The following is a 2,902-nucleotide window of genomic DNA, read 5'->3' as shown; positions in this document are numbered from 1 at the left end:
TTTTCATCTCGGAACAACGGACGAGCGTCCGGCACGATTCCGGATAGATTTGCGCAAGCCACACACTGTCAAAACCAAAGGTTGCAAAATTCGGGCTGGCCATAGATTTGAACTTGGGACCTACAAGTTAAAATTTGCTAATTTATCTTATGTCAAATAATCGAGTCGTGCCCGTGCACCGGGCAATGACCGATCGTAGCCGACCGCACTCGTTTGAATCTCGCGGACATCGCGCGCTGCCGCTTCTTCCCTCACATAGTCGGAATCGCGAAAGTCGCCTGACCAACGAATGCCGGTCGTGAGTCAAAACTCCGGCTCCCATCAATAAAAGCGAACTCCGAGACCAAAAACACCATGCCAGCATGCGCTCTGCATTTGGTGAATGCGAGGCGCATGAACACCTTCTGACCATCGAGCGTACGCTTGAACTGCATCCCGACAGACGTGATGAACGTCCGAGTCAGAACGTTATCCTTGAAGCTCTGAATACAAGTTGTTTTGATGGCTTTATGAAATTCATGAGCTTCATCACTGACAACAAAGTCAGCAATACTGACAAAGGCGAGTTGATTAAGACAAAGCAGCGATTCGACTGCGTTGAAGTGGCCCGTTTGAGATCCGTAAAAAGTCTGGGGAACGCAAACCTCGGCGACCGCGACCAACTCCTTCTCGAAGCTTGTATCGCGGTACGCGGCCTTGATGTACACGCACTCTTGTTTGTACGGCTCAAGAATATCGTCCTTGAGGTGGGCAGGAATGGGTCGAAAACAATCGGATTGGGCCAACTGAGCTTCAATCGGCTTTTGCGGAGCGAACATGATGGTCTCCCTGTACAAGCATATGGATATCTACGAATGACGCGTCGATCGGGCTGAACAACGCTGATCGATGCCGCCCGATACCGACAGGCATAATGTAGGCAGAAAGAGTTAGCTGAGAATGATCGCTTCGATGCTCGCTTGTCAAACACCTGACGGAATTCGCCGCGCTGCGCCTGAAGGCGACTGTTACGAGCACTACTTCCACTGATGCCTGAAACAAACGGGAGAAAGATCGCGGCGATCGAATAAGCGCAATCCGGCGACTCGTTTCAGGCACATCACTACATGCCGTGCGTCTGAAGCATCGGATAAGTAAAGAGCAGAAAGTGCGCCGCATTCAGCCCGAAATGCGCGAGGATTGCGGCGCCCAAACCACCATAGCGATACGCCAGCCCATAGCCGAATCCAGCGACGGTCGCCAGCACGATCCATTGCCAGCCGCCGGAAAAATGCGCTAGCCCGAACACGACCGACGCTACGCATAGCGCTATGACGTCCGCGTGTGCGAAGCGCTTGAGCAAACGCGACAAACCGCCCTGAAGATAGCCGCGAAAAAGCGCCTCTTCGGTCACCGTAACGAGCAGCAGGTTATTCAGCATAAAGATCCACGTGGACGCAGGCCATTTCGGCTCCCATCTCACGAGTCCGAGCACAAGCGCAAGCAGCAGACAGACGACGGTCGTTCCCACAAGGCCCGCAATCCCCGCTTTCATCGATGCCGCCGTTTCATGGCGCGGCCGCGTCCACGGACAAGCCAGCAGAAGCCAAAAGCCGACGAGCGGCTTGTCGAGATTCAGATACATCGTGAATGGCACGGCATCCGCCGTAAAGCGCTCGGGTCCGATGACGCGCAGATTATTGAAACCCGGCAGCCAGTGCATGCTCAAAGCCACGGCCAATACGATGAACATCGCATGTCCTGCATACCGCATCCACATCCGACGATGCGGCGCGACCGCGAACGCCGCGACCAGCAGCAAGCCGAGCCATATGAAGGCGAGCGGAGTGATCTGGCCGCTTGATAGCGCCGCGCCATAGCCCACGACGAGCAGACCCGGAACGAGCCATCGCGCAACGGGCGACCACATCGCCGGCACAGCAAGAAAGAGCGCGATAAAGGGCGCGGCGACCATGAACGTGTTCCTGAAGCGTGTCGATTGAAACGTGAATGATGATGGATTCGACTTAGCTGCGCGTTAAGCCGAATGGGTAGATTTGAACGCGCCGCGGTTCAATGAAGCAGAACGAATGCACCGGACAGGATATGCAGCCCGAGTCCGAACAGCACCATCGGCACCAGCACGTGTCCAAAGCGTTCGATGACGGACCGCACGCCCGGATGCGTGACCAGCGCGCGCCCGATCCAGCACCACAAGATTGTCATTGCGGCGAACACTGCTGCGTACTGCGGGATCGCTGCAGCGGAACTCGAAAAAAGCGGGATATACACAGCGAGATTGTCGCCGCCGTTGATCACCGTCAATCCGGCAACCGCGACGGTCTCCGAGCGGCCGAGCGCATTGAACGGCGCCCAGTCGTCAACGGGTATATCGGTCTGATCGCGGCGAAACCAGCTCATCGCGCCGCGTATGCCTAAAGCAAGCGGAACGATACCGAGCAGATTCGTCCAGCCGGGAGGAATGGAAAGCGCGGCCATCGCCGCGATACTGCTGACGAGAACTAGCGCGCCGATGCCCACCAGTTGCCCGATCACGATGCTGCGCGACTTCAGCTTTCCGCTACCGAACAGCGCCGCCAGCAAGACGAAGTCATCGATATCCGTGGCAGCGAATGCGCTGACGGCGACTGATAATTCCGCGATGTTCATCTACTCCCTTCCCTCTGTTACGGCCGGTGAACGGGCATCACTGTGCCGGTCGAAACGCTTTCCCGCAAGTGGCGTTACGCCAAAGCACCAAGCATAACTAATAAGCTTTCTCTATCTTTACGAAAGCTTGCGAGAGACTTAATTGCTGCTGCGTTGATTGCAAGTCTTTAGTCACGAGGACACAATAGGCGCGCACAAAAGCGTTTGAATCAGAAGGGAGAACGAATGCTTAAGAAAGTCGCCACTAAGAAAA

General features: G+C 55.5%; 3 protein-coding genes. All 3 read right to left on the bottom strand.

The window, feature by feature from the left end; translation table 11 throughout:
* Positions 1-251: 251 nt before the first annotated feature.
* Positions 252-818 (bottom strand): FcoT family thioesterase, encoded by a 567-nt coding sequence (locus tag P7F28_RS05855; RefSeq protein WP_277183546.1) that lies wholly within the window; start codon positions 816-818, stop codon positions 252-254.
* A 284-nt stretch (positions 819-1,102) separates the two neighbouring features.
* Positions 1,103-1,954, bottom strand: a complete 852-nt coding sequence (locus tag P7F28_RS05850; protein WP_277183545.1) for a CPBP family intramembrane glutamic endopeptidase — start codon at positions 1,952-1,954, stop codon at positions 1,103-1,105.
* 98 nt (positions 1,955-2,052) lie between these two features.
* Complete coding sequence (locus P7F28_RS05845) at positions 2,053-2,649, bottom strand: cadmium resistance transporter (RefSeq protein ID WP_277183544.1); 597 nt, start codon at positions 2,647-2,649, stop codon at positions 2,053-2,055.
* Between the last annotated feature and the right edge of the window lie 253 nt (positions 2,650-2,902).

The organism is Caballeronia sp. BR00000012568055 (genome assembly GCF_029439455.1).
Taxonomy (GTDB): domain Bacteria; phylum Pseudomonadota; class Gammaproteobacteria; order Burkholderiales; family Burkholderiaceae; genus Caballeronia.
This window is presented reverse-complemented; position numbering and strand designations above follow the sequence as displayed.

Excerpts from the sequence above, each read along its gene's own strand:
- P7F28_RS05845 (WP_277183544.1), bottom strand. The coding sequence starts at position 2,649 with ATGAACATCGCGGAATTATCAGTCGCCGTCAGCGCATTCGCTGCCACG.
- P7F28_RS05855 (WP_277183546.1), bottom strand. The coding sequence starts at position 818 with ATGTTCGCTCCGCAAAAGCCGATTGAAGCTCAGTTGGCCCAATCCGAT.
- P7F28_RS05850 (WP_277183545.1), bottom strand. The coding sequence starts at position 1,954 with ATGGTCGCCGCGCCCTTTATCGCGCTCTTTCTTGCTGTGCCGGCGATG.